This is a genomic window from Desulforhopalus glucosivorans, from assembly GCF_054397165.1.
This window is the reverse complement of sequence record NZ_AP044854.1, coordinates 3,737,136-3,753,885: the sequence shown is the minus strand read 5'-3', so window position 1 is coordinate 3,753,885 and position 16,750 is coordinate 3,737,136. Positions and strand designations below refer to the sequence as shown.

General features: G+C 44.9%; 13 protein-coding genes. 6 read left to right on the top strand and 7 right to left on the bottom strand.

All coding sequences use genetic code 11. The annotated features are described in order from the left end of the window. Positions 1–39 precede the first annotated feature (39 nt). Together ACX6CI_RS16200 and dtd are read right to left on the bottom strand one after the other, a co-directional pair. A complete protein-coding gene (locus ACX6CI_RS16200) occupies positions 40–2,958 on the bottom strand; it encodes an insulinase family protein (protein ID WP_458774690.1) in 2,919 nt (972 codons plus the stop codon). Positions 2,959–2,987: 29 nt separating this feature from the next. After that, positions 2,988–3,437, bottom strand: a complete 450-nt coding sequence (dtd, locus tag ACX6CI_RS16195) for a D-aminoacyl-tRNA deacylase (RefSeq protein ID WP_458774689.1) — start codon at positions 3,435–3,437, stop codon at positions 2,988–2,990. A gap of 426 nt (positions 3,438–3,863) precedes the next feature. On the opposite strand from dtd, the gene ACX6CI_RS16190 reads away from it, so the two are divergent. Continuing rightward, a complete protein-coding gene (locus ACX6CI_RS16190) occupies positions 3,864–4,265 on the top strand; it encodes a roadblock/LC7 domain-containing protein (RefSeq protein ID WP_458774688.1) in 402 nt (133 codons plus the stop codon). Between the two features lie 216 nt (positions 4,266–4,481). On the opposite strand, the gene ACX6CI_RS16185 is transcribed toward ACX6CI_RS16190, so the two are convergent. The 3 genes from ACX6CI_RS16185 to ACX6CI_RS16175 all read right to left on the bottom strand — a co-directional run bounded on the left by ACX6CI_RS16185 (position 4,482) and on the right by ACX6CI_RS16175 (position 8,964). Then, positions 4,482–5,708, bottom strand: a complete 1,227-nt coding sequence (locus ACX6CI_RS16185) for a response regulator (RefSeq protein WP_458774687.1) — start codon at positions 5,706–5,708, stop codon at positions 4,482–4,484. Positions 5,709–5,976: 268 nt separating this feature from the next. After that, positions 5,977–7,278: a sigma-54-dependent transcriptional regulator gene (locus ACX6CI_RS16180; protein ID WP_458774686.1), complete on the bottom strand. Its 1,302-nt coding sequence runs from the start codon at positions 7,276–7,278 to the stop codon at positions 5,977–5,979. Next, positions 7,279–8,964 (bottom strand): ATP-binding protein, encoded by a 1,686-nt coding sequence (locus ACX6CI_RS16175; protein ID WP_458774685.1) that lies wholly within the window; start codon positions 8,962–8,964, stop codon positions 7,279–7,281. A 296-nt stretch (positions 8,965–9,260) separates the two neighbouring features. Between ACX6CI_RS16175 and ACX6CI_RS16170 the strand changes: the two genes are divergently transcribed. The 4 genes from ACX6CI_RS16170 to ACX6CI_RS16155 all read left to right on the top strand — a co-directional run bounded on the left by ACX6CI_RS16170 (position 9,261) and on the right by ACX6CI_RS16155 (position 12,935). Beyond that, complete coding sequence (locus ACX6CI_RS16170; RefSeq protein ID WP_458774684.1) at positions 9,261–10,208, top strand: substrate-binding domain-containing protein; 948 nt, start codon at positions 9,261–9,263, stop codon at positions 10,206–10,208. Positions 10,209–10,211: 3 nt separating this feature from the next. Next, complete coding sequence (locus ACX6CI_RS16165; RefSeq protein ID WP_458774683.1) at positions 10,212–11,105, top strand: ABC transporter substrate-binding protein; 894 nt, start codon at positions 10,212–10,214, stop codon at positions 11,103–11,105. A 104-nt stretch (positions 11,106–11,209) separates the two neighbouring features. Then, positions 11,210–11,914 carry an ABC transporter permease gene (locus ACX6CI_RS16160; RefSeq protein ID WP_458774682.1) on the top strand — a complete coding sequence of 235 codons (705 nt, stop codon included), beginning with the start codon at positions 11,210–11,212 and terminating at the stop codon, positions 11,912–11,914. Beyond that, positions 11,901–12,935 carry an energy-coupling factor ABC transporter ATP-binding protein gene (locus ACX6CI_RS16155; RefSeq protein WP_458774681.1) on the top strand — a complete coding sequence of 345 codons (1,035 nt, stop codon included), beginning with the start codon at positions 11,901–11,903 and terminating at the stop codon, positions 12,933–12,935. The genes ACX6CI_RS16160 and ACX6CI_RS16155 overlap by 14 nt, the downstream gene beginning before the upstream one ends. 15 nt (positions 12,936–12,950) lie before the next feature. Here ACX6CI_RS16155 and ACX6CI_RS16150 read toward each other — a convergent pair whose 3' ends face one another. Together ACX6CI_RS16150 and ACX6CI_RS16145 are read right to left on the bottom strand one after the other, a co-directional pair. After that, positions 12,951–13,397, bottom strand: coding sequence for a hypothetical protein (locus ACX6CI_RS16150; RefSeq protein ID WP_458774680.1), 447 nt, complete (start codon positions 13,395–13,397; stop codon positions 12,951–12,953). 184 nt (positions 13,398–13,581) lie between these two features. Beyond that, a complete protein-coding gene (locus ACX6CI_RS16145; protein ID WP_458774679.1) occupies positions 13,582–15,954 on the bottom strand; it encodes a cytochrome C in 2,373 nt (790 codons plus the stop codon). A gap of 340 nt (positions 15,955–16,294) precedes the next feature. On the opposite strand from ACX6CI_RS16145, the gene ACX6CI_RS16140 reads away from it, so the two are divergent. Then, on the top strand, positions 16,295–16,747 hold the full coding sequence (locus ACX6CI_RS16140; RefSeq protein WP_458774678.1) for a CBS domain-containing protein: 453 nt from the start codon (positions 16,295–16,297) through the stop codon (positions 16,745–16,747). Positions 16,748–16,750 lie beyond the last annotated feature (3 nt).

The following is a 16,750-nucleotide window of genomic DNA, read 5'->3' as shown; positions in this document are numbered from 1 at the left end:
TCATCAGTTTTTGATGAAAATGTTCATGAGAATTCATGCCTACAGGTTAGTAAACGTCTCAAAAAGATCCGCATCCTGCTCAATTTTCATACGGTTACCGATAATTGCCCTGTGGCTCTTTGGAGTCATCTGTGCAAAATTATCCGCAAAAGATCTGAGGTCCTCTGGTTTGGTTGCAATAATCTCTTCGATTCGTTGCTTCTTAAACTCTGGTGTTAACCCGTTGAGATATTCATTGCGCGCTGTGGCACCCTTGCCAGGAGCACTTTGAAGTGGGTCAAAATTACCATATGTTCCGGTGATGAGCTGAGTCATGACTTTTTCAGGGACCTCTAGTTTTGCCACAACGTTAGGCACATCATTATAGGCGTCATAGGTCTTTTTCACCTGTGGGTCACGGTAGCTGACAAATGCCAGGTTGCCGCTGATCTGGCCAAACTGAATAAAACAGCCGTAGGCACCACCCATTTGACGAACTGTATTCCATAAATAGTCCCGGCTGAGGTAGGTTTTGAGCACTTCAAAATGGCCATTATAGCCAACACCATCCTTAAAAAGATTGCCTCCCTGTACAGCAAAGACAACTTCTGCAGCGGTAATAAATGCCTCGTGATTGTCAATTTTAAGCTCAGGAACACTGTGACGGGTGACCTCATCAGTTGCAAGGCTGTCAATTATGCAACGACCTGCTTGTGCAAACTGATCAAGTTCTCTTCGGTCTGCTGTATTTGATAAAATGAGATTGTTTTTGTTAAAAAGGAGTCTGGCCGTTTGTTGTAGACTCTGGATGAATTTTTCTTCTTCCTGGTCGTAGTTATGGGCTAGAACTTTTAAGGCAAGGTAGGCAGTTACTCCGCTAAAAATTTCATTGTACCTGCCGGCGTCACTCAAGTGGGCGAAAACCCGTGAAGCAGGTAGTGAGTAGCCCTCACTCTGCACGGCGTGTTCCGCCCATGCATATTCCCTTGCAACAATTTCTTTAATTCTGCCTCTGTCTGCAAAAGAAACGGAGGAGAAGATCTCGGCCACAAGGGCCAGTGATCTTTCAAGGTAGTCGGGCAAACATTTAAGGTGTAACCAGAAAACAGGTCGAGTTGTCTCACCATTATTTTTTTTGGTATAGCTTGTCAGCGAATAGGAAAGGGATCCTGTGCAGGTGGCGACTTCTTTGGCAAATTGCTGATAGTTCAGTCGTTTGGTTCCGATTTCTGTAATGACAGTTCCAAATAGATCGAGGAGCGGCAGGGACTGGGCGGGTAAACTTGAGATATCAAAGCCAATATCGATATAACTGATATGGTTGGTGGGCAGATCACTTACCAGTACCTGTTGGCCAAACATCTCCACCGGTTCAATTGAGTGGAATGTAATGTCACTTGTCAGATCACCAAGGGAGAGTTGGGGCAGAAGAGACAGGGTCTCCATGCTATTTGGTTCCTGCTGCATTGCCATTAACTCCTGGGTCCTGGCAATTCGCTGCTGTTGTTCTGCCTCTGTTGCATTACTATTTGCTTTTTGCAGGCGTTCCTGTTCCAGCTTTTGGCCCTCAGCCTGTTTCTCCTGATCCGGTTTTAAGGTTACTGTAACCCTTGATGGATTATCGAGCAGGTAGGTCTTGATTAACTCTTCAAAATAGCCTTCCTCGAGAGCCTTATGACGAAGGGAGGCTATAAGCTCTTCACTGCTGAGATACTCCAGTGGATCGGTTCCATATTTCAAGGCCGTCATGGATTTACCAATGATATCAAGACCTCTTTGTGCCTTGGATGACTCTTCCCTGAAGTTGAATTCAAACTTGTTGAGCTCTGATAAAATCAGTTCCTTATCAAGCCCATTCTTTACCATCTCTTGTAAGGCGTCATTGTACAGCTCAAGGAATTTTTCCCTGTGCTCTTCTTCACTGCCAACAAGATAGGTCAGCATCAGTGTTCTATAGGAGGAGGTCGCTAGATACACACCTCCAAAGTCCTTACATACACCGCTTGAAACAATGCTGTTTTTAAGAGGTGACGCATCAGAATTAAAGAGGATGTTGGCAATGATCTGAAAGGCGGTATTCTTCTCACGCTCTGTGACCGTTGCTATGTTGGTTCCAACGGCCAGAAAGGTCTTTTCGCGCAGATCGTCACTGTCCACTGCGTAGGTATCAGTTATAAAGGTAGGTTCCGTTGGTAGGGTGCCATCGGTGATGGTAGCTTTGTCAACGGCCTCGCTGTAACTACCAAAGAACTTAGATTGAAGGAATTCAAGTTCATCTGTAAGCGGTGCGTCTCCATAGAGAAAAAACATTCCGTTAGAAGGGTGATAGTGGTTCTGATGGAAGGTACAGAATTCTTCATAGCTTAAATCAGGAATGTTTTTAGGATCTCCACCTGATTCATGGGCGTAGGTAGAGCCAGGCATCAGTCCTGCGTACACATGATGAAAAATATAACGGATAGGATCAGAAAAGGCCCCTTTCATCTCGTTGTAGACAACGCCCTGGTACTCAAGGGGCGAATCTGCAGACTCCTGATGGTAGTGCCATCCTTCCTGCTCAAAGGTTGATCGTTCTAGGAGAGGATTAAAGACAACATCACAATAAACGTCCATGATATTGAAATACTCTTTGAGGTTTCTTGTGGCAAAGGGGTAGTAGGTGATGTCCCCACCAGTCATTGCGTTTAAGAAAGTTGTAAGCCCCCCCTTATTGATTTCGCCAAAAACATCTTTAATGGGATATTTTTTTGAACCCATGAGCACTGAATGCTCGAGGATATGGGCAACACCGGTAGAATCTGTTGGTATGGTGTTAAAGGCTGCTGAAAATGTTTTATTGCTGTCACTGTTTTTTATGGCGAGAAGCGGACATTTCAGGAGTTTATGTTCAAACAGGTACACATCTGAATTTATATCATTGATAAACTTATGAACTTTAAGGGTGAAACCAGAATATGTTGAGCCTTCGGTAAAAGTCATGAAAAATCCTTCTTCTTTTGAGGTGGATGCTAAATTTTCTTTTCTGAATCGAGAAGCAGGGTCACTGGACCATCATTGATAAGTTCAACCTGCATGTCTGCTTGAAAGGTGCCAGTGACAACCTTAATCCCTTTTTCTTGTACTTCATGGATAAATTGCTGATATAAAGGTTCCGCAATTTGAGGAGGGGCTGCGGTTGAAAAACCGGGCCTTCTCCCTTTACGACAATCTCCATACAGCGTGAATTGTGAGATAATAAGCATTTCCCCCCCAATGTCTGTAAGGGAGTTGTTCATTTTTCCAGAATCATCTTCGAATATGCGCAGATGGACTATTTTTTCTGCCAGCCACTGCAGGTCTTTTGTGCTGTCTTCAGCTTGGATTCCAACTAAGACAACAAGGCCTTCGGCTATTGCTCCTGTGACTATGCCGTCAATACTAACCTGGGCTCTGCTGACTCTTTGAACAACGGTTCTCATATTCTTTTTCCCTTTATCTCTTTTTAATCTCTTTGCTCTTTGGGGTAGTTTTTCTGTGTCCAGCGATGAATAAATATGTTAGGTTGTCTTTCCTTAATCCAAATCCAATAAAAATGAACTTTTAGGGTGCTATAGGGTTTTATAAGGTACTACCCCTGATAAACGGGATAAGTACCTTGTGAATTACTCGAAACAATGAATGTACCTCAACTCATGTTCTCGGAGTCCACGCTACCTGTTTTTTAACAGAAGTTCAGGAGTAAGGCACTAATATGTAGAAATTATTTCAAATTATTAGGAGTGGTGTGATATACTTTTGCAATATGCAGTTTTAACTTTTGGTATTGACCGATAAAAAATGACCCTAATGACAGGTCTTTGCAGGAAATTTTCTAAATCTCTACATCAATACATGCAGGAACGTCTATGATAAAGCAACTTCAAAACCTCATTGTCCAGCTCTCCGGTGAGCTCCCGGGAATCCTCGCCGTGGCGGTTGTAACCGTTGAAGATGGTATGTCAATTGCGGAGGTGAGTCGTAATGATGAAATTGAACCAGCTGTGGCGGCTGCCTATCTCGCATCTATAGTAAAATCAAATTCCAAGGCTATTAATTTGCTGGCAGATGACGAGGTTGTTGATGATATACTTATTACCACAAGTAAATATCATTTTATTATTCGCCATGTGGATGGGGAGCCGTTTTTTGTCTTTCTTATGACAACAAAAGATGAGTGGCTTGGTAAGGCTCGTAAGCTGATTAAAAAGTATGAAGTGGAGTTTACGCAGTTTAGTGGGTTTCTGGAAGAAAACTACAGGCTAACTTGAAAAATTGCTTTATCGGCCAAACTCTTCGTTATGTAAAAGATTTTATCCTCGGAGGTAAGTCTAGACTCCGATATGAGTTATATGCCTGCGGTAAAATTTTTAACATGCCTCGATTTTGCCCCAAAAGCTTAATTTTTCAAGATACCCTACATGTAGGATTTGTGTGTAAGGGTTATGATGATTTGCATCATAACCCTTAAATGTATTAAGTAAAAATTATAGGGACGCAGCTTCCTGAATTTTGGTAGCATTCTTTTTGATACTGATTCTGATCCAGCCAAGATTTGTTTCCTGTTCTGCAACGATGACTAAAAAGGCCTCTTCGCCGACAGGTGCAAACAGGACAGGGCCGTTCTCAAACTCAAACATGGTCATTCGCAGGTCGCCCTGACCTAATTGACTACCCATGGATTCAGCAGATCCAAAGCCAGATGAGGCGATGGCTCCAATCATTTCAGCATCGATATCCGCCCGGGCAAGGCTGTCGAGTAAGAAACCATCACGTCCAACAAGACATGCGGTGTGGACACCTTCAATGTTTGTAAACTCTGCGAGTATTGCCTGAATCTCTGTCATTTCAAATTCCTCATTTAAAGTTGTAGCATCGTCATCTATTTCTATATCTTCGACTGAATCAGCTTCCTCTGGAATAGTCTCCTCTGCTGATTCAAAAACAATATCGTCGTCACTGGTGCCAAAGTTGTCTTCAAGACCCTGGGCAATAAGTTCTTCGGCCTCCTTGAGTTGGGCGGCGATGTCATCGTCTTCAGACCTTTCGTCACTTTTTACTGCCGCCTTAAAGAGGAGTGCCTCAATACTCTTTTCAATACTGACAATCGGCGGTTGAACGCCGTTTATGTTTTGAAGAGAGCCTCCATTGAAGTCTAAAATAGTAAAAAAGGCCTCTTCACCGGTAATGTCACCACACATGGCATGGACGACTGACCCGTCTTTGAAAAAGATCATCCCCTCACTGTTTTTTGTGGTGACCTTGAGGGCCGCTGTTGATCTGGATAACCCGTTGAATTGAACAATGTCAATGAGATCAACGCCATCGACAGTTCCCTGAAATCTTTCGGCGGGATGGAGAATGTCCTCCACAATAGCGCGGACGTCTTTAATATCAAAAGGTTTTTCTATAAAGCGAAGGCTGCCGCTCATCATCGCTTTATTCTCATAGGCGTTGGATGGGTAGGCAGTCATGATAATTACGCCGGTATCAGGAAATTTATTGTTGATTTCAACCAGAAGATCCAGACCGCTGATACCGGGCATGTTGATATCAGTGATGACAAGGTTAACCTCTTTATCACTGAGGACGGCCAGGGCCTCTTCTCCGGATTTTGCTGCGAGGATTTCAACATCCTTCATGCCTTTGTTAAGATTTCTCTGGAGCATCCAGAGCATATCTTCTTCGTCGTCAACAACCAGTACTCGTTTCATAGGTTCACCAGTTTTTTTCAATTGTTATCTCGAGTGTACAAAATATAGGCGACTACGATGGAGTCGCGCCATGGAACATACGCAATCATTAATAACACATAGCAATAGCTGGACCAGTTTGTGAGATAGTGAGTGATTGCTGTTTAACTGCTGCTACCTTGGAATAGTGAAGGTTATAGGGCGAAAGTAAGAAGAAAAAGGCAGTGACAGAACTGGTCAGATACTGGTCAGGTGGTCAAATTCTGGCCACTTACCGGGTGGCGGGAATTTATAATTTATCTCGGAGGGTGGTCCTTGAGATCTCAAGGATTCGGGCAGCTTTAGATTTGTTATTGTTCACCCGGGCAAGAACTTTTTTGATATATTGCCTCTCCATCTCTTTGAGGCTGACAAGTGGTGACCTGTCTTCTGATTTGTCAGGTGTTGTATTACCAAGGCCAGCCATATTGAACCAGCGGCTTTTGTTAAATATCACTTCTCGCTCGATGGTGTTGCGCAGTTCACGTATATTGCCGTCCCAATCGTGCTGCCTCAGGCGGTCAATCCCCTCATGGGTAAAGCCTTCTACTGACCGTTTTAATTCCACAGCAAATTGTTGAAGAAAATGCTCCGCAAGTGCAATGACATCGTTGCCTCGATCGCGAAGCGGAGGTAGCGGGATTGGAATGACATTGAGCCGGTAGTAGAGATCTTCTCTAAATGTTGAGTTATCAATACTTTCATTAAGATCGGCATTGGTCGCTGCGATGATCCGGATATTGACACTAATGTCTTTTACTCCTCCGACCCGGCGAAAAGTTGATTCTTCAATGAGTCGTAGAAGTTTTGGCTGAAGGTCCATGGGGAGGTTGCCAATTTCATCTAAAAACAGTGTGCCGCCTGCTGCAATTTCAACCAAACCTTGCTTATCATGGCTTGCGTCGGTGAAGGCACCCTTATCGTGACCAAATAGTTCAGATTCAATGAGTGAGCCTGAAAGAGTACCGCAGTCGATCTTGACAAAGACTCCATTTTGGGCAGGGCGACTTTCGTGGATGGCTCTGGCCACAAGTTCTTTGCCAGTTCCGGTTTCCCCTGAGATCAGCACAGCTGAATCAACTCCTCCTGCAGTTACAATAGTTTGTTTAATCTTTGACATGGCAGGGCTTGTGCCAATAATTGTTGCAAGGCCTACAGGTGTTTCCGCGAGAGTTGCTTTCTTCTGAGTTATTTGCGCTTGAACTATTCTGTTAAGGGCTGATTTGAATTCCAGCAGATCAAATGGTTTGACTATATAGTCAAGTGCCCCTGCCCGTAGTGCATCAACTGCTGTTTTTGCGTCATTAAGACCTGTTAGGATGACGATTTCTACGTCATTATTGATCTCTTTAATCTCTGGAATAAGTTGAATACCGTTGGTATCAGGTAGGCCGATATCAAGAAAGACCAGATCGATGACCGTTGATTGCAGGATTTCGATGGCGTCTTTTCCTGTGGAGGCGGTGGTTGCAGAGTAGCCTTCCTTTGTGACAACCTTTGAAAGCGCGTATCGCAGATCCTCCTGATCATCTACAATGAGTACAGAGCTCATCTATATTGCCGCCTGGAAGAATATTGTGAAGGTTGAGCCTTTTCCTACAACACTGTTGAGTACAATTTCTGCGTCGTTTTCTTTGAGGGTTCGATAGACGATGGAAAGTCCAAGACCGGCGCCTGATGTTTTTGTGGTGAAAAATGGCTCAAATACCTGATCTACAACATTTTGCGGCATGCCGGATCCGTTGTCTGTGAAGCCGACAACCACATAGGGGACATCAGATAACAGTCCGGGGTAGGCCTTTTTGTATGCTTTTAACTCCTCAAGGCCAATGAGTTTCGCACTGACGTTGATGTGCCCTTGTTGGCGGATAGCATCAACAGCGTTAAGGAAGAGGTTGAGGAAAACCTGCTGTATCTGGTGAGGGTCAGCGATGATGGGTGGTAGCCTATCCCCTATATCCTCTGTTAGGACGATGTTGCTCTTACTCAGTTTATTTTGAATGAGAGGTTTTGTTTCGGCAAGAATTGTTGCCAGTGCAGTCGGGGTTTTGTTTGGTTCTGCGGGTCTTGCGTAGGAGAAAAAGTCACTGAGAAGGATGTTGAGTCTGTCGACCTGGCGAATGATCCTTTGGGAACACTCCAGCTGCTCACTATTGACTCCGGCCTCTTCTTCTATGGACTGGGCCATAATTTTTATACCGGCGAGGGGATTACGGACTTCATGGGCAACAGCGGATGCGATCTCAGCCACTGTGGAGAGGCGGTTCATTTTTTCCATCTCTTTTCGCACGTACTTAAGCTCCGAGATATCCGCCATGGATATAATTACTCCCACCTTATTGTCCCGCGCGTCTTCACGACTGACATTGGAATAACCAATTATTTTATTCTCACCGTCATTATTACGTACAGCTACCTCGCGGTCGAGTTGTTCAGAGCCGGCAGGGAGCACTTCAAGAAGCTTGAGTGCCGATTCATCGTCAAAAATATCTGCAAGATACTGATTATCAAGAGACCGGCTAAATGATCTAAGTATCTTTTCAGCAGCGGTATTACTCTTTATTATTTTCCCTTTAAGATCCGCTACAATAAGCCCATATTTGAGTCCCTGGATAATCGATTCCGAGAACTTTTTCTCTTCTCTTAGACTAATTACAGAATTGCGCAAATCATTAACCAGCTTAATGAGCTGTTGATCCATTTGCTGCGTTTCTATGATTACAGCAAAGATGTTGGCCACAGCCTCTAAAAGGGATTCTACCTCTACAGTTGGAGGCTGCTGGTTGGCGACATAAATAGATAGTACAGCAAGGGTGTAGCCGTCCTTGGTGATTGGAACACAATAGGCGCCAGGGAAAGGATGCGGGTTACGGGCAAAATCGTGCAGCGGAGGCGGAGCAGAGAAATATTGTGGCTTTCCACTTGCAGCAACCTGACCGCAATGGCAGATGCCAATGGGATGGTCTCCACAGGGCATATCTTCAATTGTGGTGAGTCTGTTCGTGATTTTAAGGGTCATGGTTTCTGTAGCATGATCCACCAGAAAAAAAACGGCCCTTTCACCAAGATTGAGGTGTTTTTGTTCGATTATATAGTCTAGAATATTCCGAATTTTGACTTGAAATGGGTGTGGCTTGAGAGCTGCCTGGAGAATATTTATCAGGATATACTGATGGCTCAGACTACCAACGTCTGATTGTGTAAGAGAAAGGTCTTCATGAAAGTCACTGGATTCCATGGTCTGTTACGCATCCTTGTCCTGATTTTTTCTGACAGATTGTCTTATGACTAGATCCAAATAATACATTGAAGTTTATGGGAAAAACAAGAACTATAGCGATAGTTCAAAAGATTTTATAAAAATTGGGCTGTTTGTTGGGCAATTTATCAATTCATTCCGTAATATTTCATTCCTGTGATGTTGCTTTTGGTTATTATTGGTCATTTTAAGGGTTGTATTCGTGTACTCATGGAAAAATTTACGGCTATTGAGTACCTCAGTTTTGTGACTATTTTCTGGTCTTAAAGGAGAGTATGGCAAAAATGAACGAAATACAGCGAAACAAATTTCTAACGACCAAGGAAGTGGCAAAGCTACTCCATGTTAACGATAAAATGGTCTATTCCCTTGTCAACGACAAGGGTTTACCCGCAACAAAGGTGACCGGGAAGTGGCTTTTCCCAAGGCGACTTGTTGAAGACTGGCTTGAAACCCATATCCTTAACTATAAAAAGCCCGGGTTTGGTAATCTTGGTGATGAGGGGGTCTTACTGCTTGCGGGTAGCGATGACCTGCTTTTTCAACGGGCCTTGTCGCTACTCCATCAAAAAGATCCGGGAATGGTTGGTTTTTTTGCAAATCTCGGTAGTATGGGGGGGCTCAAAAGCCTTAGACGCGGTTTGTGTCATATAGGTGTTTGTCATCTGCTCCAAGATGACAATGAAGAGTATAATTTTGATTTTGCTGACCAGGAGCTTGATAAGGCGCCTGTGTTTGTCAATTTTAGTCGTAGACAGCAAGGATTATTAGTACCCAAAGGTAACCCGAAAGGGGTGACTGGTGTGGCCGATTTGGCTCGAAATGATATTCGTATCATCAACCGTCCCCTGGGAACAGGGACCAGGTTACTACTCGATTATGAAATTGCTAAATCTGAAATTTCTGCCAGTCAGGTCTCAGGTTATGAGCGTGAAGCGTCCAAACATCTGGATGCGGGGCTTGAGGTCCTCTCAGGTCGAGTGGATGTTGCGCCGGGGATTCGTTCAGTAGCAGGGGTGCTTGGATTAGGTTTTGTACCTCTTAGATGGGAACGGTTTGATCTTTTGATTCTTCGCGAACGTTTTTTTGAGAGAGGTATTCAGAATTTTATCGGTTTGCTCCATGAAAAAGAGTTTCGCGATCTTGCTGCGAGTTTTGAGGGATACGATGTATCATTATGTGGAAAAATGCTTTTTCCAGACAATTTTAATCAGGAGGAATAGTACATGTTGAAAAAAGTAAGTGTTTGGGTAGCGGCACTCTGTGTTGTGTTTGCTATGCAGTCCGGAGCGACTGCATCGGATAAGGTTTTGAAAATGTCCACCACCACCAGTACCCAGTCTTCAGGATTGTTGGATTTACTCTTACCTGAATTTAAAGCCGATACCGGTGTTGAAGTAAAGGTTATCGCTAAAGGAACCGGTGCTGCTATCCGTGATGGTCAGGATGGTAATGTTGATGTTATTTTTGTTCACGCAAAAGGCCGTGAAGAAAAGTTTGTTGCCGATGGCTTTGGTACCAAAAGATACGCTGTTATGCACAATGATTTTGTAATCCTTGGGCCATCCGCTGATCCTGCTAAAATTAAAGGATCTTCAGATGCAGCGGCTGCGCTTGCGAAAATCGCAGGTGTAAAGGCAACATTTGTATCACGCGGTGATGATAGTGGTACCCACACCAAGGAGCAGTATCTTTGGGGGCAGTCAGGTGTTGAGCTCGTTGAGCAGACCCAGACAATTGTAAAAAAAGGTAAGAAAAAAGAAGTGAGCTCCAAGGTTCCTGCTGATTCAGACGCATGGTATCGTTCAATTGGCCAGGGAATGGGGAAGACCATAACCTATGCTGAAGAAAAGCAGGCGTACACCATGAGTGATCGTGGTACCTACATCAAGTTTAAATATGGCAAAACTCCTGCGGTTGATCTTGATATTGTAACTGAAGGCGGAGCAGATCTTGCCAACCCATACGGCATCATCCCTGTAAATCCTGCCAAACACCCACATGTACAAAATGATCTGGCTATGCAGTTTGTAGAGTGGATCATCTCCGAGAAAGGTCAAAAGATGATTGAAGAGTATCGTCTTGAGGACCAGCAACTCTTTTACCCGGATGCAAAATAGTTTCTGGCAAAGAGTAGAATAAGGTCTTAAACTACGGGAAGGTGATTATTCATCTTCCCGTAGTTTTTATGTTGTTATGATTCTTTTCTCCCCAGTTATGGCTCATGGATCTTCTTTTTGATAGCGTAGCGTCCGCCTTTGTTCTGTTCATGTCCTTTGATCCGGAACTGATTGAGATTGTTCTTGTCTCACTTAATGTCAGTTTCTTTGCAACTCTTATAGCCTCACTTGTTGGTATTCCTGGTGGTTTCGTTATCGCTTTCTCAACGTTTCCCGGTAAACGGCTGGTGCTCACCTGCCTCAATACCCTCCTTGCTCTACCCACCGTTGTCATTGGTCTTCTGGTCTATTCCTTTATCTCAAGAAAGGGGTTGTTTGGTTCCTTTGATCTGCTCTATACCCAAAAGGCCATTATCATCGGCCAGGTTATCCTGATTATTCCGGTCATAATGACGCTGACCATCGCCGCTGTGAGCAGAATTGATGATAGATACCGGATGACGGCCCTCACCCTTGGCGCCAACAGGTTGCAAATGGCAGCAGTTATCTTTCAGGAGGCACGTTACGGGATTCTCGCGGCGGTGATTGCAGCCTTTGGCAGGGTTATCGCCGAAGTCGGAATCAGCATGATGCTTGGGGGCAATGCCAAGGGATTCACCAGAACCATGACCACGGCCATGGCGCTGGAGTACGATAAAGGTGAGTTTGTGTTGGCGGTGGCCTTGGGTATTACCCTTATGAGCCTTGCGTTTTTAATCAACATGCTATTCCACTTTTTCCAGGGAAGGACGGGACGTGAAACTGTATAAGCTTGAAAACATAAAAAGAATTCACGGTACCCGTACCACTCTACGTATTGATGACCTCGCCATTGTGCCGGGGAAGATTTATACCCTTATCGGTCCAAATGGTGCGGGGAAGACCACTCTGTTAAAGCTCCTCTCCTTTCTGGATCTGCCAAGTAGTGGGACCATACATTTTTTGGGAGAGCAGGTGGGGCGTACTGAAAAGCAACTCCAGGCTATTCGTAGAAGGGTGGTGCTGCTGGATCAGAGCCCTATTATGTTCACAGGGTCTGTGTGGAAAAACATAGAGTATGGTCTGAAGGTCCGTGGTGTTGAGGGTGAGGAGAAAAAGCGAAGGATCTGGGAGGCTCTCGCCCTTGTGGGGATGGAGCGTTTTAAGGATTATAATGCCCGTGGACTTTCAGGTGGTGAGACAAAACGGATTGCCCTTGCAAGGGCTCTGGTCCTGCAGCCGGAGGTGCTCCTCTGTGATGAACCCACTGCAAATGTTGATGGTGAAAACCAACAGATTATCCTTGAGACCATCGCAAAAATTAATAAAGAACAGAACACCTCAGTAATTTTTTCAACCCATTATCTTTCTCAGGGCCAGAGGCTTGCGGACCACAGCCTGCTTTTGCAGCACGGGGCCTTGTCTGATATGGCAAATGAGAATATTTTTCGTATTACGGTTGCGGGTTTCGAAGAAGATAGAGCGCTTTGTCAGCTGACGGGACAACTCATGCTTCGTGTTCCCAGAAAAACCCTGCCCCAGGATAGTTCTCTTTTAAAAATCCATATTAAATCGGGCCTGCTCACCTATGGGCAAGAGAGCAAGCCAGGTGGAGCTAATGTTGTTGCAGGGCATGTGACTGAGATAGTGCAGGAGAGCGGTACAGTGAGGCTTGGGGTTAATGTTGGGGTGAATCTTGTGGTAAAGGTTCCCATGGCGATTTATCTTCGTAGTAAGCCAGCACTTGGTGAAAAACTAGAGATATCTATCCCCGATGAGGCGTTTGGAGTGAGCAGTTACTCCTCTACTTAATGTCGTTTGTTAGGTTTATCGTAGTTCCAGAACTCCAGGTACTGTTTTAAGATCGTGTACGCATATGTTTGTTTTTCTTGGGTTATTCATCTTGTTCTTAATGATTTGGGATATCTCCCTTGCATAGGCATTTTCGCAATGTGCATCACAGCGTTTGAGATTGTTTTTGTCAAGACAGTAGCGAGGGCAGTCTTTGGATAATTGCTTGCTGCTGGTGTGTCTTGGTCCAGTGTAGAGCGGGGCAAAGGTGCGAACGCTCAAGCCAATGGTGGAGCCGCATTCGTCGGTGTTGTGGGTGAAAAAGAAAATCCCCTGTTCCAGTTGACCAAAGTTTGGCTGATACCCATTAAATGAAAGGTGTGGGTCGCTTAAAAAAACGTCCATATTGTCCCATATCGTCTTGCACATGGAGCAGGTTTTAAACAGCGGCTTGGTGTCGATAATACTCGTACTCGTACTCATACTCTTCGTCCTGATTGTGTGGAATTGATTAATTCAAACAGTATCATACATGGAATTTGTGAAAAATTCCTAAAAAATAGAAGAAATGAGCAATTTGTGCATGGGATGTCCAGCGTGGATAAAAAAAGACCTGTCAGGCGCCTGCCTCGCAGGTCTTTTTGGGCAGTTTATTTGTATTGAGGTTTTAGTTGTTGATTTCAGCAGGTTTTGCTCCCTGCTCTGCCATGAATTTGATTATTTTATTCATCGCTTCCAGGTGGGCTATAGGATCAATAGTCCCTTCAGTGGAGACCTTCTTCCACAGTTCAGCCTCACTCATGTTCTGGTGACAGCCCATGCAGGTTCCTGCACGCATAAAGTTGTCAATTTCCTGCTTGTTAAATGCTCTGGACATTGGCCAGTGGGTACCGACTGTTGCTAGTTGCTTTCCATCACGATCCACAATCTGTGACCAGTCAAAGGTAAGCTTTGGAATTGCAGGAATCTGCACACTGTATTTTGCAGGAATGATTTCCCGCGTTGTGGCATCCATAAGATCCATGACAATATTTTCGCCCTGACGATTGCCAAAAGTACCGTTGCCGATACCTAGTCCTGCAACCTTGGGGTTGGTATGGCAGGACTCACAGGTTCTAGCCTTACGTTGCGCTGTGTGTGGCTGAACAGGTGCCATGTCGATGGCAAGCGGAGCAGGTTGCTGACCAAGTTCCTTGCCTTCAGTTATATTCAAGGCGATTTCGTTATTGAGAAGGGGTTCTCCCTTGTCGTTAATGATGGTGTATGTGACCTGGCAGCCAGGTATCAATGGGCTGACTCGCCCTTCACCGCTAATTCCAAGAACCGGGTCTTCCCACCTCAGATACGATCTGGTTTCGCTGATCTTACCAGGTGACTTGAGACCGCCAGAACCAAGTACTGATTCAGCCGTCTGGCCGTTTGTCTTCTGGTCGTTGCCAGAGGCTATCCAGTCGGTTCCGGTGACAGGTTTGCCATCTTTAGGCGTATAGTCAACCTTTACATGACAGCCATAACATTGGGGAGCCCATGAAGCGTGGCAGGAGTAACATTCAAGTTTATCCATGTGTTTGGCCACAGAGTTCATGGCAACTTCTGCAGAAGGATCTTTCCACTTGTTCTCATCACGGAGTCCTTTGAGGACCGGAACCTCGAAGTCATTCCCGGTGGCAGAGTGAACTATAACCTTGTTTTCACGTTTTATGACATTGCCAAAGGGATTACCGCGGGCTGTGAGGATAAAACCGTCCTCAGCCTCATAAGGAAAACCGAACTGCCTTCCAGGGATGAGGCGTTCTGTGGCAACTCCACGACCGTCTTTATTCAGATCTTTTCCAAATTCATCGCCATAGCCTACAGGGAGTTCCCATGGGTATTTGTTTGTAAGGCCGTGACAGTCAGAGCATTCTATTTCGACCTGGGCAAGTGTCGTCCCGTGGATATTTCCATCACCGTGCATATCGATTGATGTATGACAATCCTGGCAGAGCATGCCACCCTTAGGGTTACCTTTGCGGCTCTGTTGCTGATGATGGAGATCATCGGAGATAAACAGGTAGCGTTTGGTATGAAGCTTGGGTTGTTTATTACCCTCTTCATTAAATGGGGAGCCGTATGGGAATTCCATCAACCCCTGGAAGGAGACACCAATACGCTTTCCTCTGTTATGGCATGAACTACAGGCTTCAACGGGGATGCCACCTGTTTTTCTCGTGGCAACAATTTCATGCCTCAGCATATGGCCGGGCTTGTCTTTGGAAATGGTCTTGTCATCACCCATGTAGTAGCCGTCTGTTCCGTACAGCACATGGCAGGAGGAACAACCCATGCCACGGAAATCACCACGTTCTTCTCGCCCTCTTACTCCAATATGACAGCGGTTACAGTCGTGACGCTGATAGGTGATTCCTGCTTGTTTCGGATCTGCATTCACCTGATCCATGGTGACCTGTGGAAGCATTTTCAGGCTTTCAGGGTACTGTTTTGGATACATGGCGATCTGCTGCTTCATATAGCTCTGGTAGGTGGGGGTGCCTGAAAATGGTACACTGGAATCAATGTCCTCCGTATCATAATTGCCCCACGGTACATTGTAGTCCTGTACTTCAGCAAAGCCCCATGTCACCAGATTACCCTGGATTTTCCCTGCTTCCGTGTTCATGAGCCCAAGTTTTGAGCGGTACACATAGCCGGGGTGACAGGCACCGCAGCTATTATCGGCTATCCAGATTGACCCCGGATCCGGGTAGTAGTCTTTAGGGCCTGGAGCAATTCGAAGCGTTGGTGGAATTCCTTTGTGGGCTTCTTCTTTTGTCACGGCCTTTGGATTACCACCATGGCACATGACACACCCGTCCGGGTCTCCGTGGTGGGATCCGATCATCTTGATGGTGCGCATCATCTCATGGTCATCAGGCTTGATGTTGGCGATTCCCAGATGGCATTCCTGGGTGGAGCAACCGACCGCTCCATTGGCCATTGGTGCCCCAATAAGATAGAGTCCGATAATAGCAGGGAGATAACGGCTTAAAACTGTAAACATGATCTCTTCCTTAATAATTATGGCTACCTTTTCAGTTCACCAGGGTGAGATAAATGAGCAGAGTACAAAGTGGTAATTTGGTCTCTCTTGTATATCACGGATGTCGCTTGGGATCTAACTTTTTTGCGTTAGGGTTTTCTTGAATGGATGAGGTCTGCAACTACAAGGTATTTGTGTGGTCAGGGAAAGGGGAAGGATCTGGGTGGAAAGAAAATAACAGGATGGAGTTATTTAAAGAAAAGTAGTGTTTATAGTCATTAAGAAGATGTATTATTTAATTACAGGCTACCTTATACAGATGTAATAGCGTAGGTGAGATATATTTAAGCAGGGAGGATTGATGATGAAAAAAGCATTTGATATTATGACCAAAGATGTGATTACGGTACAGGAAAACACAACCGTTGCTGAGCTTGCAAACCTCCTGTCCACCCACAGCATTAGTGGCACACCGGTGGTGGATGAGTCCGGTCATTTGCTTGGGGTTGTGACGGAGAGTGATCTCATAGACCAGAAGAAAAAAGTGCATATTCCTACTGTGCTGACAATTTTGGATTCTGTTATCTATCTCGAAAGCCCTGATAAAATGGAGAAAGAAGTACTGAAAATGGCTGGCTCCACGGTGGGTGATATTTATACTAAGGATCCTAAAACAGTACTTGAGGAGACGACCTTAGAAGATATAGCAACCATAATGTCTGAAGAAAATATTCATACTCTGCCAGTTATGCGTGGTGATGAATTAGTGGGAATAATAGGTAAGAAAGATATTATAAAAACTTTGATATCTTAAGTT